Source organism: Streptomyces lincolnensis, from assembly GCF_021173675.1.
Lineage (GTDB): Bacteria > Actinomycetota > Actinomycetes > Streptomycetales > Streptomycetaceae > Streptomyces > Streptomyces lincolnensis_B.
Map to the genome: position 1 here is coordinate 146,668 of NZ_JAIHON010000017.1, position 16,162 is coordinate 162,829.

The following is a 16,162-nucleotide window of genomic DNA, read 5'->3' on the forward strand; positions in this document are numbered from 1 at the left end:
CGCGAGCGCATTCGAGCGTGGGGGAGGAGCCACGTGGGCGTTCCGGCAACGCCGCGAGCGTGCGTGCCGGGCGTCGCAGCGCAGGCGGGGGCTCGCGGACAGGCTCTCAGGAAGGAGCCCGCGCATGACGACTGCCCTGCGCCGCTATCCGGTGCTGATCGCCCTGTGCATCGGCGCCCTCTTCATGGTCGTGCCGTTCGCGATCGTCGCCGTCAACGCGGTCAAGTCGCCGACGGAGTACGCCCAGAACGGGCCCCTGAGCCTCCCCGAGGGCCTCTACCTCGACGGGATCAAGGACTTCTGGGAGCGCGTCGACTTCGGCCAGAAGCTCGTCAACTCGGTGCTGATCAGTGGGGCGGTGGCCGTGCTCGCGGTCGTGCTGTCGGTGCTGAACGCGTACGCGATCGGCATCGGCCGGATCAAGGGCCGCACCTGGGTGCTCGCCTTCTTCGTGCTGGCGAACATGCTGCCGCAGGAGGCGCTGGTCTACCCGATCTACTACCTGAGCAAGGAGGCCGGTCTCTACGACACCAGGCTCAGCGTGATCATCGTGTTCACGGTGATCCAGGCCGCCTTCGGCACCTACCTGCTCTCCTCCGTACTGGGCCAGTTCCCGCGCGAGATCCTGGAGGCGGCCCGGATCGACGGGGCCGGCAAATGGCAGGTGCTGTGGCGGATCGTGGTCCCCGTCAGCCGCCCCACCCTCGGTGTGCTGCTGGTGTTCTTCTTCATCTGGACCTGGAACGAGTTCCTGCTTCCCCTGGTCATGCTGATCTCCAACGACAACCAGACGGTGTCGGTGGCCCTCGGCGTCCTCCAGGGCCAGCGTCTGATGGACGCCACGATGACCAACGCGGCCGCCCTGCTCGGCATCCTCCCCGCGATCGTCTTCTTCCTCGTGTTCCAGCGGACCCTCACCCGCGGCATCGCCGTGGGTGCAGTCAAGTAAGGATCCCCCCACATGAAGTTCTCCGACGGCTACTGGCTGCTGCGCGAGGGTGTCACCGCCGCCCATCCGGCCGCGGTCCACGAGGTCACCTCGGCGGACGGCCGGCTGGACGTCCTCGCGCCGACCCAGCCCATCCGCCGCCGCGGCGACCTGCTGAAGGGACCGGTCGTGACGATCAGCGCCCACGCCCCGATGCCCGACGTCATCGGCGTCACCTTCACCCACTTCGAGGGCGAGCAGTCCGCCGGCCCCGAGTTCGAGGTGCGCAAGGAGAACCACACCCCGCACACGGAGTACGACGAGGAGCACGCCACCCTCACCTCCGGCGCGCTGTCGGTGCGGGTGGCCCGCACCGGCTCCTGGCACGTCGACTTCCTCGCGGGCGGCCGGGTGCTGACCGGCAGCGGCCCCAAGGGCATGGGCATCATGCGGGACGCGACCGGCGCCCACTACCTGCGCGAACAGCTCGGCCTCGGCGTCGGCACCTCGGTGTACGGCCTCGGTGAACGCTTCGGCCCGCTGGTCAAGAACGGCCAGGTCGTCGACATCTGGAACGCCGACGGCGGCACCGCCACCGAACAGGCCTACAAGAACGTGCCGTTCTACCTCACCGACGCGGGCTACGGCGTCTTCGTCGACCACCCGGGCAAGGTCTCCTTCGAGGTCGGCTCGGAGACGGTCTCCCGGGTGCAGTTCAGCGCGGAGACCCAGGAACTGACGTACTACGTCGTCTACGGCCCGAGCCCCAAGGAGATCCTGCGCAAGTACACGGCCCTCACCGGCCGCCCGGCCCTGCCGCCGGCCTGGTCGTTCGGTCTGTGGCTGTCGACGTCGTTCACCACGTCGTACGACGAGGAGACGGTGACGTCGTTCATCGAGGGGATGCGGGAGCGCGAACTGCCGCTGTCCGTCTTCCACTTCGACTGCTTCTGGATGCGCGAGTTCAACTGGTGCGACTTCCAGTGGGACCCGCGGGTCTTCCCCGACCCGGAGGGCATGCTCGCCCGGCTGCACGCGCGGGACCTGAGGGTGAGCGTGTGGATCAACCCGTACATCGCCCAGAGGTCCCCCCTGTTCGCGGAGGGCAAGGCGCTCGGCCATCTGCTGAGGCGGCCGGACGGCAGCGTCTGGCAGTGGGACCTGTGGCAGCCCGGGATGGCGCTGGTCGACTTCACCAGCCCGGCGGCCCGCGACTGGTACGCGGCCAAGCTGGAGGCGCTGCTCGCGCAGGGCGTGGACTGCTTCAAGACCGACTTCGGCGAACGGGTGCCGGTGGACGTGGTGTGGTCCGACGGCTCCGACCCGGAGCGGATGCACAACTACTACACGTACCTCTACAACCGCACGGTCTTCGAGGTGCTGCGCAAGCACCGCGGTGAGCAGGAGGCGGTGGTCTTCGCCCGCTCGGCGACGGCCGGCAGCCAGCAGTTCCCGGTGCACTGGGGCGGCGACTGCGAGTCGACGTACGAGTCGATGGCCGAGTCGCTCCGGGGCGGGCTCTCCCTCGGCCTGTCCGGGTTCGGGTTCTGGAGCCACGACATCGGCGGCTTCGAGGGCACCCCGAGCCCGGCGCTCTTCAAGCGGTGGCTGGCCTTCGGCATGCTCTCCTCCCACAGCCGGCTGCACGGCAGCTCCTCCTACCGGGTCCCGTGGCTCTTCGACGAGGAATCGGTGGACGTGCTGCGGCACTTCACCCGGCTGAAGCTCAGCCTCATGCCCTATCTGTACGAGGCCGCGCGCACCGCCCGGGCCGAGGGCGTGCCGGTGATGCGGGCGATGGTGCTGGAGTTCCCGGACGACCCGGGGTGCGCGCATCTGGAGCGGCAGTACATGCTCGGTCCCGATCTGCTGGTCGCGCCCGTCTTCAGCGACGAGGGCGAGGTCTCCTACTACGTCCCCGAGGGCACCTGGACCCACTTCGTGACCGGCGAGACGGTCACCGGGCCGCGCTGGACCCGGGAGAAGCACGACTTCCTGAGCGCCCCGCTGCTGGTGCGGCCGGGCGCGGTGATCCCGGTGGGCGCGGTGGCCGACCGGCCCGACTACGACCACGCCGACGGGGTCGTCCTGCGGGCGTACAACCTCCGGCGGGGCGACCAGAGGACGGTCCGGGTCGGGGACGTGACCTTCACCGTCGTCCGCGAGGGCGATCTGCTGCGGGCCTCGTGCAGCCACCCGGCGGCGCCCTGGGGGCTGGCCGTGGGCGAGCGCGAGGTACGGGCGGAGGCCGGGACCGGTTTTCTGACGGTGGAGTGGGCCTGATGGTGAAGATCACGGACGTGGCACGGCACGCCGGGGTCTCCCCGAGCACCGTGTCCTACGCGCTCAGCGGCAAGCGGCCCATCTCCGAGGAGACCCGGCGCCGGGTGCACGAGGCCATCCACGAGCTCGGCTACCGTCCGCACGCGGGCGCCCGGGCCCTGGCCAGCAGCAGGTCCAATGTGCTGGCGCTGGTGATCCCGCTGCGGGCCGGCATCCACATACCGGTCGTCATGCAGTTCGCGGTGTCGGTCGTCACCACGGCCAGACGCTACGACCACGACGTCCTGCTCCTGACCCAGGAGGAGGGCGAGGAGGGCCTGCGCCGGGTGGCCGACACGGCCCTGGTCGACGCGCTGATCCTGATGGACGTCCAGCTGCACGACCCCCGGCTGCCCCTGCTGCGGACCCTGGAACGGCCCTCCGTGATGATCGGCTTCCCCGCCTCCTCCGAGGGCCTGACCTGCATCGACCTCGACTTCAAGGCGGCCGGCGAGCGGTGCGTGGAGCATCTGGCGGGGCTCGGTCACCGGGTGGTGGCACTGGTCGGGTCGCCACCGGAGGTGTACGTGCGGCAGACCGCGTTCGCCCAGCGCGTGGTACAGGGCTTCACGGCCGCCGCCGACCGCAACGGGCTCTCCTCCACGGTCCACCCCTGCGAGGCGACACCCGGCTCCGCCCGTGCCGTCGCCGAACGGCTGCTGCGTGAACAGCCCGCGCTGACCGGGGTCGTCGTCCACAACGAACCCCTGTTGGAACCGCTGATCGACGCCTTCGAGCAGCTCGGGCTGCGCGTGCCCGGCGACCTGTCCGTCACCGCCATCTGCCCCGACGAACTCGCCGAGTCCGTCCGCGTCCCGGTCACCTCCGTCGCCCTGCCCTCCGCCGAGATCGGCACCCGGGCCGTGGAGCTGCTGATCCGCAAACTCGGGGGCGGATCCACCGTGCCCGAGAAGACGCTGCTGCCGCCCCGGCTGACGGCACGGGCGAGCACGGGGCCCCGCGCCGCCCCCTGATGTCCGGCAACACCCGCGTGCAAGGCCCTACTTGAAGGAGCCGTGACATGAAAGGCAGAAAGAGACGTAGCGTGATCCTGCTGCTGGCGCCGGTCCTGATCGCGGGACTCGGCGCCACCGCACCCGCCCACGCCGAGGCCCCGCTCCCCTTCCGCGACCCCGCCCTGTCCGTCGACCGCCGCGTCGACGACCTGCTCGACCGCCTCACCCTCGACGAGAAGATCTCCCTGCTCCACCAGTACCAGCCCGCGATCCCCCGCCTGGGCATCCAGTCCTTCCGCACCGGCACCGAGGCCTTGCACGGTGTCGCCTGGCTCGGCGAGACCACCGTCTTCCCGCAGGCCGTCGGGCTGGCCTCGACCTGGGACCCGGACCTGATGGAGCGGGTCGGCTCGGCGGTCGGCGACGAGGCCCGCGGCTTCCAGCAGGAACGCCCGGCCGGCTGGGGCCTGAACCTGTGGGCGCCCGTGGTGAACCCGCTGCGCGACCCCCGCTGGGGCCGCAACGAGGAGGGCTACAGCGAGGACCCGCGGCTGACCGGTGCCCTGTCGACGGCCTACGGCGAGGGTCTGACCGGCGGCGACCCCGACCACCTCAAGACGGCCCCCACCCTCAAGCACTACCTCGCCAACAACAACGAGTGGCACCGCACCACCACCTCCTCCGACCTGCGCCCGCGCGTCGCCAAGGAGTACGACGAGGCGGCCTTCAAACCGGCGATCCAGGCGAACGCGGCGACCGGCGTGATGTCCTCCTACAACCTCGTCAACGGCCGCCCCGCGACGGTGAATCCGGACCTGAACGACGTCGTGCGGAAGTGGACCTCGTACGACCTGCTGAACGTCTCCGACGCCTTCGCCCCCGGCAACCTCCACGGCGACCAGAAGTACTTCCCGAGCGTGGTGGAGGGTGACGCGGCCGCGATGAAGGCCGGTCTCGACAGCTTCACGGACAACGACGCGAACTCGTCGGTGACGACCGGAGCGGTCAAGTCGGCTCTGCAGCAAGGCCTGTTGGAGGAGTCGGACGTCGACGAGGCCGCCGGGCACATCCTGTCCGTCCGGGTCCGGCTCGGCGAGTTCGACCCGGGCGGCGGCAGGTACGGCTCGATCGACAAGTCCGTCATCAACAGCCCGGCCCACCAGAAGCTGGCCCGCGAGGCCGCGACCGAGGGCGCGGTGCTGCTGAAGAACCAGGCGGGCGCGCTCCCGCTGAAGAAGTCCGCCAAGGACGTGGCCGTCGTCGGCCCGCTCGCCGACACCCTCTACACCGACTGGTACTCCGGCACCCTGCCCTACGCGGTCACCCCCGCCGACGGCATCGCGGCCAAGCTGGGCGTTCCGCAGGTGGCGCAGAGCGAGGGCGTCGACCGGATCGCGCTGAAGAACGCGGCGACCGGCACGTACGTCACGGCGGGCACGGACGCGGACGGCGAGCCGCTGAAGGAGACGTCGGCCTCGGACACCAGCGCCCAGTTCGACGTCTTCGACTGGGGCGGCGGCGTGGTGACCCTGCGCTCGGCCGCCAACGGCAAGTACGTGGGCTACAACTGGTCCTCGTTCGTCAACGACCAGGTGCAGCCGGGGGGCTGGTTCGCCCAGCAGCAGTTCAAGCTGGAGGCCCAGCCCGACGGCACCCACCTGCTCCGGTACGCCGGCTACGAGACCGAGGAGCCCTGGTGGTCGAACCCGGTCTACGTGGGCCCGACGGACGCGGACGGCACCCTGGGCCTGGTCGCGAAGGACAAGGCCGCCCGCTACACCAAGGACGTCGTCCGTGACGGCATCGCCGAGGCGGTCGCCGCGGTGAAGGGCAAGGACACCGCCGTCGTCGTGGTCGGCTCCAACCCGTCGATCAACGGCCGCGAGGCCCACGACCGCACCGACATGAGCCTCGCCCCCGCCCAGGAAGCCCTGGTCAAGGCAGTCCACCAGGCCAACCCGCACACGGTCGTGATCGTCGAGAACAGCTACCCCACCACCCTGGGCGCCCTCCAGCAGGAGGTCCCGGCCCTGCTCTGGACCTCCCACGCGGGCCAGGAGACCGGCAACGCGCTCGCCGACCTCCTCTACGGCGACGCCAACCCCTCCGGCCGCCTCACCCAGACCTGGTACCGCTCCGAGTCCGACCTCCCGTCGATCCTCGACTACGACATCATCAAGTCCGACCGCACCTACCAGTACTTCAAGGGCCGGCCCCTCTACCCCTTCGGCCACGGCCTGTCGTACACGACCTTCCGCTACGGCGACCTCAAGCGCGTGGGCGACGGCTACCAGGTGCGGGTCACCAACACGGGCAGCCGCGCGGGCGCCGAGGTCGTGCAGCTGTACGTCCATCAGCGCGTCTCCCGCGACAAGCAGCCCCTGAAGCAGCTGAAGGCGTTCGAGAAGGTCTCGCTCAAGCCGGGCGAGTCCAGGACGGTCCGGCTGCCGCTGACCGCCCGGGACCTGGCCCACTGGGACGTCACCCGCTCCCGCTGGGTGACCGAGAGCGGGACCTACGACGTCATGGCGGGCGCCTCGGCCACGGACCTGCGCGCCCGCACGGCGTGGACCGTACGCGGCGAGACGATCCCGCCCCGCGACCTGGCCCGCACCACCCGCGCCGAGAACTTCGACGACTACTCCGGTGTCCGGCTGGTCGACGAGTCCAAGGTGCGCGGGACGGCGGTGGGCACGTCCGCCGACGGCGGGTGGCTGAAGTTCGCGGACACCCGACTGGGCGGGGGCGCGGGTGAAGTGACGGCACGCCTCGCGGGCGCGCCCGGCACCCTGGAAGTCCGCCTGGGCTCACCGACGGGCCCGCTCGCCGGTACGGCCCGCTTCTCCGGCACGTCGTCGCCGTACACCTACGAGACGGTGACCGTCGGGCTCGCGGGGGTCGAGCGGGGGCGGGCGGACGTGTACCTGGTGCTGAGCGGGGGTGTGCGGCTCTCGACGTTCAGTATCCGCTGAACAGGCGCGTGGCGCAGGGCCGTCGGCACCGGCTGGCGGCAATGCGCCACGCGTCCGTCCTTCTCTTGCCGCGCCCCTTTGACATGTACGTATGGTGATCGCCGCATCCGGCCGACACCGAAGGAAGACCGCATCATGCGCAAGCCCCTGGCCGTCCTCGGCCTCGCCGCCTCGGCCCTCGCCGCCGGCGTCCTGACCGCCTCCCCGGCCGCCGCCGTCTCGGCGAGCACCACCTTCGACGTCGTCTACCCCGACGCGCGTCCGCAGCAGATGTACCACGTCGACAACGAGGCCAAGGTGGTCTCCGGGAAGATCACCGTCAAGTCGGTCGTGAGCTGGCAGATCATCGACGACCAGGTGGTGGACAACTCCACCCGCTTCACCAGCTTCAAGATCACCAACCGGCTGGAGTCCAGACCTGGCAAGGACAGCGCCGACGTCATCGAGGCATCGAAGACCTGCGACCTGACCCAGCTGGTCAACGCCAACTACTCGTGGTTCGTCATCGAGCCGCAGAACACCTGTGCCGCCCCGTCCACGACCTACGACGGCGAGGTCTGGTGGTCCTCCGACTCCACGGTCGTCTACGACATCGCCGGCGACGGCAAGGGCGCCACCACGGTCCAGCTCCTCGGCTCCCCGCTGGTCCACGGCTGAGCGCATGACAAAGGCCCCGCCGCTCGAAGCGACGGGGCCTTTGCCCACATGGGGTACCCATCGGTGTGGGTGAGTGGAGATGGCGGGAATCGAACCCGCGTCCAACGGTGCGGAATCAGGGCTTCTCCGTGTGCAGTTCGCTGCGATTTTCTCGGCCCCGGCGATCACGCGAACAAGTCGCCGACGGGCCCAGTCACTGTTTGATTTCCCATCGGGCCCCGTGACCGGGCTCGATGGTTTAGTCCCCTAAATTATGCCAGGGTCCGGGTCGGGAACATCCCCGGTCTGACACCCGTTAGGGCCTTCACTCACTGCTTATTAGGCAGCGAGGGCGAAGGCGCGGGAATCGCTCTTGGTATTGGCGATTATTGGTTGCGACATATGGTTTACGAGATCATTGCCGCTTCCTCGACACGCTTCCCCTGCTTCGACAGCCGCTGTCGAAACCGATCATCCCCATGTTGTTTTATCAATGAGCCCACCGACCTTGGCCGGTGTTGATGCCATCGTACGTGACCAACGCACGTCGATGCCACCGTATTCCCGGCGCCTCCTACTGGCCCCGCTGCCGCCGCTTCGCCGCCGCGATCGCGCGGTCCGACTCCCGCCGGTCCTGCTTCTCGCGGAGGGTCTGGCGCTTGTCGTACTCCTTCTTGCCGCGGGCGAGGGCGATCTCGGCCTTGGCCCGGCCGTCCTTGAAGTACAGGGCCAGCGGCACGATGGTGTGGCCGGTCTCCTGGGCCTTGGCCTCCAGCTTGTCGATCTCCTCGCGGTGCAGGAGCAGCTTGCGCTTGCGGCGCGCGGAGTGGTTGGTCCAGCTGCCCTGGTGGTACTCGGGGATGTGGGCGTTGTGCAGCCACGCCTCACCCCGGTCGATCTGGACGAAGCCGTCGGTCAGGGAGGTCCGGCCCTCGCGCAGCGACTTGACCTCGGTGCCCATGAGGACCAGGCCGGCCTCATAGGTGTCGATGATCGCGTAGTCGTGCCGGGCCTTCTTGTTCTGGGCGACGATCTTGCGCTTGCCGCCCTTCTCGCCGTCCCTGGACTTGGCGGCCGCCCCACCCTGCTTGGGCTGGGACTCCTTGGGTACGTACATTCCCTTGCTCATAGTGCCGTCCATTTTCGCACTACGCGGGGGGTGTACGGGAAGCGCATTAAAGAGGGAGGGGAGCGGGGCTCACTGCCCGAGGCCGCTCAGTACCGTCTCGGCCCGCTCCAGCACCTGCCGCTCGACCTCCAGGTCGGGCGTGATGCCCCGGCCGTCGACCCCGCGGCCGGACGGGGTGCGGTAGTGGCCGACGGTCAGCTCGGCGACGGAACCGTCGGGCAGCCGGCTCGGCATCTGGACCGAGCCCTTGCCGAAGGTGCGGGAGCCCACGACGACCGCGCGGCCGCGGTCCTGCAGGGCACCGGTCAGCAGCTCGGCCGCGCTCATCGTGCCGCCGTCGACGAGCGCGACCAGGGGTCTGGTGGTGTCGCCGCCGGGCTCGGCGTGCAGGGCGCGCTGGTCGCCCTCGACGTCGTAGGTGGCGACGAGGCCGCCGTCGAGGAAGGCGGAGGCGGTGGTGACGGCCTCGGTGACCAGGCCGCCGGAGTTCCCGCGCAGGTCGAGGATGATCCCGGCACCGGCCGGGGCCTGCCGTACCGCGGTGCGGACGGCGTCGCCGGAGCCCTTGGTGAAGGCGGAGATCCTGACGACGGTGATCCCGCCGTCGAGCGTGCGAACGGTGACCGAGTCGGTGGACAGCAGGGCCCGCCGTACGGTGAGCTGCCACGCGCGCGTGCCGCGTTCCAGTCCGAGCCGGACGGCCGTACCGGCGGCCGCGTCCGTGGCGTCACCGCGCAGTAAGGAGACCACGTCGGTGACCGGACGTCCGTCGACCTTCCTGCCGTCGACACTGCGCAGCCGGTCGCCCTCGCGGATCCCGGCGGCGGCCGCCGGCGACCCGGAACGCACCCTGGCGACCTCGATACGGCCGTCCCTCTCGCGCCGCGCCCACAGGCCGACGCCGGTGTACTGGCCGTCGAGGGCCTCCTCGAACTCCTCGTACTCCCCCTGGGAGTAGACGGCGCCCCACCGGTCCCCGCTGCGGCTGACCGCGCGTTCGGCGGCCTCCATGGGGGACGTGCCGGCGGCCATGGCCTCCTGGGCGGCCTGCGCCACGTCCTCGTGCGTGTTCACGGGGGCGGTGGGACGGCCGGGGTCAGCGGGCGTCTTCCGGCCGGGGCGGTCGGCCTCCGGGAAGGAACCGGTCGCCGCACCGGCCATCAGCACGCTCGCGAAGACCAATGTCAGGGCGGCCCCGCGGCGGATGCGGCGGGGCTGGCAGAACAGGTCTCGGCCTGACATGCCGGTGAGTCTAGGACAACGCGGAGGGCCGCACGGTCGGTTGACCGTACGGCCCTCTTGGCGTGCGTCACACCTTCAGGTACTTGCGCAGCGCGAAGAACGCCGCCAACGCGGGCATCAGCAGACTCGTCGCCAGGATGAGCGGCAGCTTCGTCAGGACGGCTTCCCAGCCGATGAAGTTGATGAGGTTCAGCTTCTCCTGGAGGGCGAGGCCGTGGTCGATGAGGAAGTATCTGGCGATCACCAGGAACCCGCAGGCGACCGTCCCGCCGATGAGACCGGCGACCGCGGCCTCCATGATGAACGGCGCCTGGATGTAGAAGCCCGAGGCGCCGACCAGCCGCATGATCCCGGTCTCGCGCCGACGGCTGAACGCCGAGACGCGCACGGTGTTGACGATCAGCATCAGCGCCACGACCAGCATCAGCGCCATCACCGCGCGCGCGGCCCAGTTCATGCCGTTCAGCAGCCCGAAGAGGTTGTCCAGGATGCCTTTCTGGTCCTGCACCGACTGCACACCGTCCCGCCCGTCGAAGGCGGTCGCGATGACCTGGTACTTCTCCGGGTCCTTCAGTTTGATGCGGTACGACTCCTGCATCTGGTCCGGCGTGAGGGAGGCCGCCAGCGGGGAGTCGCCGAACTGCTCCTTGTAGTGCTTGTACGCCGCGTCCTGCGACTCGTACGTCACCGTCTGGACGACGGACATCTTGTCCAGGTCGGACTTGATCTGCTGCTTCTGCTCGTCGGTGACCGCGCCCTTGGCGCAGTTCGGGTCCGACTCGGCGTCGCTCTTGTTGCAGAGGAAGACCGAGACGTTGACCTTGTCGTACCAGTAGCCCTTCATCGTGTTGACCTGGTCGCTCATCAGGAGCGACCCGCCGAACAGGGCGAGCGACAGGGCGACGGAGACGATCACCGCGAAGGTCATCGTCAGGTTGCGGCGGAGACCGACACCGATCTCGGAGAGTACGAACTGGGCGCGCATGGCGTCTGGTTAAGCCTTTCCGTGGAGCAGATCGGTCGTCAGTGCTGGTAGCCGTAGACGCCGCGTGCCTGGTCGCGGACGAGACGGCCCTTCTCCAGCTCGATGACGCGCTTGCGCATCTGGTCCACGATGTTCTGGTCGTGCGTCGCCATCAGCACGGTCGTGCCGGTCCGGTTGATCCGGTCCAGCAGCTTCATGATGCCGACGGAGGTCTGCGGGTCGAGGTTGCCGGTGGGCTCGTCGGCGATGAGCAGCTTCGGCCGGTTGACGAAGGCCCTCGCGATCGCCACCCGCTGCTGTTCACCACCGGAGAGCTCACCGGGCATCCGGTCCTCCTTGCCGCCCAGCCCGACGAGGTCGAGGACCTGGGGAACGGACTTGCGGATCTCGCCGCGCGACTTGCCGATGACCTCCTGCGCGAAGGCCACGTTCTCGGCGACCGTCTTGTTGGGCAGCAGCCGGAAGTCCTGGAAGACCGTCCCCAGCTGGCGCCGCATCTGCGGCACCTTCCAGTTGGTCAGGCGCGCGAGGTCCTTGCCCAGGACGTGCACCTGACCGTGGCTGGCCCGCTCCTCGCGAAGGACCAGCCGCAGGAAGGTGGACTTTCCGGAGCCGGAGGACCCGACGAGGAACACGAACTCGCCCTTCTCCACTTCCAGGGACACATCCCTGAGTGCGGGGCGGGTCTGCTTGGGGTAGACCTTGGATACGTTGTCGAATCGGATCACGGATGCACCACGGGTCGCCGGGGGTAGATGAGCGTGACCATACGCGAACCGGGTGTACCGGCGCAGGCACCGGTCGCGGTTGCGTGGAGCTTGTGCCCTTTTGTACAGCGCCTTCCGGGAGCGCACAGGCAGCCCCCGGAGGAACCTGGCACAGTAGGGGAGGGGGAACGTTCTGACTCCCGAGAGCGTTGACACACATGGAACCGGTGCTAGGAGGGCGAGGCGCATGACGTACGACCGGCTGGTGTGCGCGAACTGCGCGGCGCCCGTGAGCGAGGGCCGGTGCCCCGTGTGCCGCGCCAACCGCGAGCGGCTGCAGCAGGACAACCCCTTCGCCGGACTGAACCCCATGGCGCTGATCGTGCTGCTGGCGGTCCTGATCGCGGCCCTGGCGCTGCTGGCGCACCAGACCGCCTAGCGCGCGGTCCGCGAGGGCGTACGAGGCATACGAAGGGCCCGGAGCGAGGTCTCGCTCCGGGCCCTTCACCGTACGTCACGCATACGGTGGATCATCGGACGGCTACCGTCAGGCGACGGCGCCACCCCGGCCGCCCACCAGGCGCGGCAGGATGCGGAAGCCGATGCCACCGGCGATCATCGTGGCGGCACCGATCACCAGGAAGGTGGTCTGCGCGGCACCGGTCTCGGCGAGCTCGGCGCCGTTGCCCTGGGCCGACGTCTCGGACGAGGTGTCCGTGCCGGTGTCGGTGAGGGCCGAGGAGCCCTCCTCCTGGGCGGAGGTGCCGGAACCGCCGTCGGGGTCGGTGTTGCTGTTGCCGCCACCGGCGTTGCCGTTGCCGCCGCCGTTGCCGTTCCCATTGCCGTTCCCGTTGCCCGGGTCGGTCGGGTCCTCGGTGGGCTCGGTCGGCTCGTCAGTGGGGTCCGTCGGGTCGGTCGGGTCCTCGGTCACCGGCGGGGTGGTCGGCGGCTCCTCGGGGTCCGTCGGGTCCTCGGTGACCGGCGGGGTGGTCGGCGGCTCGTTGGGTTCGGTCGGGATGCCCGTACCCGGGTCGGTCGGGTCGGTCGGGTCGCCGTCGCCGAGGCCGGTGTCGACGTTCACGCCGACCCCGCTCTCGCCCACGCTCACACCGATCTCCAGCGCGGAAGCAGCGCCGGCAGCGGTCAGTGAGGCGCCGGCGGCGATCACGGCACCGGCGGCTATGCGCGCGATCCGGATCCGCGTCTTCTTCGTCATGTGGTTGCTACCCCCAGTAGCTCATCGTCAATGAGGCGGCGCTCGGGGGCCGTGATCGACGGGGGGAGACAACTGCGTTTCAGATCCCCCGGTTCACATGCGCCCCAGAGATACGCATGCCGAGCGTCACCCTTCCCATTTTTCAAAGCAACGTCAAGGCCATTGCGCGCGCAATGTCCAGCTTCGGGATCTTTGCCGGGAGATGGAGTGTGTGAGTGTGACGTAAAACCCAGACATCAGGCATAGAACCGGGCACGGAAAAGGCAACCGCCGCCCGGCGGGCGGCGGTTGCCTTGTCGACAAACTTACTTCTCCTGCTGCTTGCGCCAGCGAATGCCGGCCTCCAGGAATCCCTCGATCTCACCGTTGAAAACGGCCTCGGGGTTGCCGACCTCGAAATCGGTGCGCAGGTCCTTGACCATCTGGTACGGGTGCAGGACGTACGAACGCATCTGGTTGCCCCAGGAGTTGCCGCCGTCGCCCTTGAGCGCGTCCATCGCGGCCTGCTCCTCCTGGCGGCGCCGCTCCAGCAGCTTGGCCTGGAGCACGTTCATCGCGCTCGCCTTGTTCTGGATCTGCGAGCGCTCGTTCTGGCAGGAGACCACGATGCCGGTGGGGAGGTGGGTCAGCCGCACCGCGGAGTCGGTGGTGTTGACGCCCTGGCCACCGGGCCCGGACGACCGGTACACGTCCACCCGCAGCTCGGACTCGTCGATCTCGATGTGGTCGGTCTGCTCGACCACGGGGAGGATCTCGACGCCCGCGAAGGAGGTCTGCCGGCGTCCCTGGTTGTCGAACGGCGAGATGCGCACGAGCCGGTGCGTGCCCTGCTCGACGGAGAGCGTCCCGTAGGCGTACGGCGCCTGCACGGCGAAGGTGGTCGACTTGATGCCGGCCTCCTCGGCGTACGACGTCTCGTAGACCTCGGTCTTGTAGCCCTTCTGCTCCGCCCAGCGCAGGTACATCCGCTGGAGCTTCTCCGCGAAGTCGGCGGCGTCGACGCCACCGGCCTCGGCGCGGATGTTCACGAGCGCCTCGCGGGCGTCGTACTCACCGCTCAGCAGCGTCCGGACCTCCATCTCGTCCAGTGCCTTCTTGACGGCGGTGAGCTCGGACTCGGCCTCGGCGCGGGTGTCCGGGTCGTCCTCCTCCTCGGCCATCTCGAAGAGCACGGAGAGATCGTCGATCCTGCCGCGCAGCGCCTCCGCCTTCCTGACCTCGGCCTGGAGGTGGGACAGCTTGCTGGTGATCTTCTGCGCCTCGTCCGGGTTGTCCCACAGGGACGGCGCGGCCGCCTGCTCCTCGAGCACGGCGATGTCTGCCCTCAGCTTGTCGAGGTCCAGAACGGCCTCGATCGACTCCATGGTCGAGGAGAGGGACTTGAGCTCTTCGGATACATCGACGACTGCCACGCCTCCAGCCTAACGGCAACCGCAACGAAGCTCCGCCGAGCCTCATCCCCGGATCCCGTCCCTGGGGGCTCCGCCCCCAGACCCCCGATCGGCCCTGAAGGGGCCTCGTCCTCAAACGCCGGACGGGCTGAGATTGCCTGACCGGCGCTGAGAGGTGCGGGGAAGATCAGCCCCTCCGGCGTTTGAGGAGCGGGGGTCCGGGGGCCGGCCCCCGAAACGGGGTCGAAGGGGCGGAGCCCCTTCAGGATGGGACGGGTAGGGGCGGCGGGGGCGAGAACGTCCTGCGTCTGCCCCACCGGGGTCACGGCGACGACGGCGCCGAGTTCTTCGTGTCCTGGGGAGCACTCCCCCCGCCATCATCCCCGGCCGTGGCCGCCCAAGCCCCCATCCCAACCGCCGCGGCCAGCACCACCGCCCCAACTCCCAACACCACCCGCCGCCGCCGAGCGGCCGCCCGATTCCGCGCCGACCCCGGCCGCGGCGCCCCGGTGGCCCGCGGCGCCCGCGCAGTCCCCCGCGCACCCCCGGCCAACTCGTCCGGCGCCGGCACCCGCATCGACGTATGCGTGTCCCGGTTGGAGTCGGCCGGCTTCGCCCCCGGCACCAGCGGCACAGCCCCCCGCCGCACCCGCGAGGAGGCCACCGGCCCTGACGGCACGGCGGCCTCCCCCGCGTCCTCCTCCGCCTCGGTGTCCGGCTCGTCGACGTCCAGCGGAGGCATCCCGGCCAGCATCGGCAGCAGTTCCCGAAGTCGCGCCCCCAGCTCGGAGGCCCGCAGCCGCGAGGCCGGCGCCTTGGCGAGGCACTGCACGACGAGCTGCCAGAGCTCGTCGGGAATGCCGGGAAGCGGAACGACCGTCTCGGTGACATGCCGGCGCAACACCGCGCCCGGATGTCCGCCACCGAAGGGGGTGAAGCCCGCCAGCAGCTCGTACAGGACGGTCGCCAGCGCGTAGATGTCGACCGAGGCCCGCGGCGGCAGCCCCTCGACGATCTCCGGCGCCAGATAGTCCGGCGTCCCGATGATCTTCGTGGCGCGCGTCCGCTTCGGCGAGTCGATCAGCTTCGCCACACCGAAGTCGGTCAGCAGTGCCGGGTGCGCCCCGCCGGGGCCGAGCGGCCCCTGCATGTCCAGCAGCACGTTCTCCGGCTTGACGTCGCGGTGCACGACCCCGGCCGCGTGCGCGGCGGCCAGTCCGTCGGCGACGTCCGCGACGATCGCGACCGCCGCCTCGGGGGCGAGCCGCTTCTCGCGGTCGAGCCGGGTGCGCAGATCCGTCCCCCGGACGAGGTCCATGACGAGCGCGAGGTCGTTGCCGTCGACCACCAGGTCCCGTACGGAGACCACGTTCGGGTGCTCCAGGCCGAGCAGTGCCGTGCGCTCCTGCACGAAGCGGCCGACGAGTTCCTGGTCCGACGCGAGGTCCTCGCGCAGCAGCTTGACGGCGACGGGCCCTTCGGGCCCCTCGCCCAGCCACACCGTGCCGGCGCTGCCCCGCCCCAGGATCTGGTGTGCGGTGTACCGGCTGCCGATCTTCCGTGCCAAGGCTGCTCCTACAGACGCGTGTTGCGGTTAAAAGTACGCGTCGGAAGAGCCAACCTTCACCGCGGAGACGGAAATCACCCGCCAGGTGTCGACAAATCCCCAAGCTCGCCA

Annotated in this window: 13 protein-coding genes and 1 other RNA gene; 6 read left to right on the forward strand and 8 right to left on the reverse strand. The window is 69.8% G+C overall.

Annotated features, from left to right (window positions below):
• The first annotated feature begins 124 nt into the window (after positions 1-124).
• From K4B79_RS39710 to K4B79_RS39730, 5 genes are all read left to right on the forward strand, one after another.
• Positions 125-949 carry a carbohydrate ABC transporter permease gene (locus K4B79_RS39710; protein ID WP_232032283.1) on the forward strand — a complete coding sequence of 275 codons (825 nt, stop codon included), beginning with the start codon at positions 125-127 and terminating at the stop codon, positions 947-949.
• Between the two features lie 12 nt (positions 950-961).
• Positions 962-3,211 carry an alpha-xylosidase gene (yicI, locus tag K4B79_RS39715; RefSeq protein ID WP_232032284.1) on the forward strand — a complete coding sequence of 750 codons (2,250 nt, stop codon included), beginning with the start codon at positions 962-964 and terminating at the stop codon, positions 3,209-3,211.
• Positions 3,211-4,224, forward strand: a complete 1,014-nt coding sequence (locus tag K4B79_RS39720; RefSeq protein ID WP_232032285.1) for a LacI family DNA-binding transcriptional regulator — start codon at positions 3,211-3,213, stop codon at positions 4,222-4,224. Before yicI ends, K4B79_RS39720 begins: the two co-directional genes overlap by 1 nt.
• A 47-nt stretch (positions 4,225-4,271) precedes the next feature.
• Entirely contained in the window at positions 4,272-7,178 is a 2,907-nt protein-coding gene (locus tag K4B79_RS39725; RefSeq protein WP_232032286.1) for a glycoside hydrolase family 3 C-terminal domain-containing protein, read from the forward strand.
• A gap of 135 nt (positions 7,179-7,313) precedes the next feature.
• Positions 7,314-7,835, forward strand: coding sequence for a hypothetical protein (locus K4B79_RS39730; RefSeq protein WP_232032287.1), 522 nt, complete (start codon positions 7,314-7,316; stop codon positions 7,833-7,835).
• Between the two features lie 71 nt (positions 7,836-7,906).
• Here K4B79_RS39730 and ssrA read toward each other — a convergent pair.
• The 5 genes from ssrA to ftsE all read right to left on the reverse strand — a co-directional run bounded on the left by ssrA (position 7,907) and on the right by ftsE (position 11,898).
• Positions 7,907-8,293, reverse strand: a transfer-messenger RNA (tmRNA) gene (gene ssrA / locus K4B79_RS39735).
• Positions 8,294-8,388: 95 nt separating this feature from the next.
• Complete coding sequence (smpB, locus tag K4B79_RS39740) at positions 8,389-8,931, reverse strand: SsrA-binding protein SmpB (RefSeq protein WP_232032340.1); 543 nt, start codon at positions 8,929-8,931, stop codon at positions 8,389-8,391.
• Between the two features lie 81 nt (positions 8,932-9,012).
• On the reverse strand, positions 9,013-10,185 hold the full coding sequence (locus K4B79_RS39745) for a S41 family peptidase (protein ID WP_232032288.1): 1,173 nt from the start codon (positions 10,183-10,185) through the stop codon (positions 9,013-9,015).
• Positions 10,186-10,252: 67 nt separating this feature from the next.
• Positions 10,253-11,170, reverse strand: coding sequence for a permease-like cell division protein FtsX (ftsX, locus tag K4B79_RS39750; protein ID WP_232032289.1), 918 nt, complete (start codon positions 11,168-11,170; stop codon positions 10,253-10,255).
• 38 nt (positions 11,171-11,208) lie between these two features.
• Positions 11,209-11,898, reverse strand: coding sequence for a cell division ATP-binding protein FtsE (gene ftsE, locus K4B79_RS39755; protein WP_067433658.1), 690 nt, complete (start codon positions 11,896-11,898; stop codon positions 11,209-11,211).
• A 226-nt stretch (positions 11,899-12,124) separates the two neighbouring features.
• Between ftsE and K4B79_RS39760 the strand changes: the two genes are divergently transcribed.
• On the forward strand, positions 12,125-12,316 hold the full coding sequence (locus tag K4B79_RS39760; protein ID WP_232032290.1) for a hypothetical protein: 192 nt from the start codon (positions 12,125-12,127) through the stop codon (positions 12,314-12,316).
• Between the two features lie 108 nt (positions 12,317-12,424).
• Here K4B79_RS39760 and K4B79_RS39765 read toward each other — a convergent pair whose 3' ends face one another.
• The 3 genes from K4B79_RS39765 to K4B79_RS39775 form a co-directional block, all read right to left on the reverse strand.
• A complete protein-coding gene (locus K4B79_RS39765; RefSeq protein WP_232032291.1) occupies positions 12,425-13,093 on the reverse strand; it encodes a hypothetical protein in 669 nt (222 codons plus the stop codon).
• A gap of 305 nt (positions 13,094-13,398) precedes the next feature.
• Positions 13,399-14,505, reverse strand: a complete 1,107-nt coding sequence (gene prfB, locus K4B79_RS39770; protein WP_232032292.1) for a peptide chain release factor 2 — start codon at positions 14,503-14,505, stop codon at positions 13,399-13,401.
• Between the two features lie 301 nt (positions 14,506-14,806).
• Positions 14,807-16,051, reverse strand: a complete 1,245-nt coding sequence (locus tag K4B79_RS39775; RefSeq protein WP_232032293.1) for a serine/threonine-protein kinase — start codon at positions 16,049-16,051, stop codon at positions 14,807-14,809.
• Positions 16,052-16,162: the final 111 nt, after the last annotated feature.

Excerpts from the sequence above, each read along its gene's own strand:
- yicI (WP_232032284.1), top strand. The coding sequence starts at position 962 with ATGAAGTTCTCCGACGGCTACTGGCTGCTGCGCGAGGGTGTCACCGCC.
- K4B79_RS39720 (WP_232032285.1), top strand. The coding sequence starts at position 3,211 with ATGGTGAAGATCACGGACGTGGCACGGCACGCCGGGGTCTCCCCGAGC.
- K4B79_RS39725 (WP_232032286.1), top strand. The coding sequence starts at position 4,272 with ATGAAAGGCAGAAAGAGACGTAGCGTGATCCTGCTGCTGGCGCCGGTC.
- K4B79_RS39745 (WP_232032288.1), bottom strand. The coding sequence starts at position 10,185 with ATGTCAGGCCGAGACCTGTTCTGCCAGCCCCGCCGCATCCGCCGCGGG.
- K4B79_RS39710 (WP_232032283.1), top strand. The coding sequence starts at position 125 with ATGACGACTGCCCTGCGCCGCTATCCGGTGCTGATCGCCCTGTGCATC.
- K4B79_RS39765 (WP_232032291.1), bottom strand. The coding sequence starts at position 13,093 with ATGACGAAGAAGACGCGGATCCGGATCGCGCGCATAGCCGCCGGTGCC.
- K4B79_RS39730 (WP_232032287.1), top strand. The coding sequence starts at position 7,314 with ATGCGCAAGCCCCTGGCCGTCCTCGGCCTCGCCGCCTCGGCCCTCGCC.
- ftsX (WP_232032289.1), bottom strand. The coding sequence starts at position 11,170 with ATGCGCGCCCAGTTCGTACTCTCCGAGATCGGTGTCGGTCTCCGCCGC.
- smpB (WP_232032340.1), bottom strand. The coding sequence starts at position 8,931 with ATGTACGTACCCAAGGAGTCCCAGCCCAAGCAGGGTGGGGCGGCCGCC.
- K4B79_RS39760 (WP_232032290.1), top strand. The coding sequence starts at position 12,125 with ATGACGTACGACCGGCTGGTGTGCGCGAACTGCGCGGCGCCCGTGAGC.